This window comes from Cellulomonas sp. P4_A2 (genome assembly GCF_056402515.1).
Window position 1 is genome coordinate 1 of the sequence record NZ_JBFUHG010000222.1, and the last position, 368, is coordinate 368.

The 368-nt window shown below is 67.1% G+C and carries 1 protein-coding gene; it reads left to right on the plus strand.

The window, feature by feature from the left end; genetic code table 11:
* A partial coding sequence (locus AC1DUE_RS20815) for a GH25 family lysozyme (protein WP_477041293.1) occupies positions 1 to 365 on the plus strand: 365 nt, incomplete at its 5' end.
* Positions 366 to 368: the final 3 nt, after the last annotated feature.

The following is a 368-nucleotide window of genomic DNA, read 5'->3' on the forward strand; positions in this document are numbered from 1 at the left end:
CGGCGCAGGCGGAGTACTTCGTGAGCAAGGCCCCGGAGAAGGCAGGCGACCTGCTGGCCGTCGACTGGGAGGTGACCGGCGACGGAACGCGCGCGACCAACGCCGAGAAGGACCGCTTCATCCGCGAGGTCAAGCGCCTCCGGCCGGACCACAGGGTTCTGCTGTACTGCAACCGGCACTTCTGGCTGAATTACGACACCACGTCGTACGCCGGTGACGGCCTGTGGATAGCCGACTATGTCACCGCGGGCAAACCACGCATCAAAGCGACCTGGCGCATCCACCAGCACACCGACAACCCGCTCGACAAGGACGTGGCCGCCTTCGCTTCGCGCACCGCGATGCGCAACTGGGCCCGGCCCTAGGGG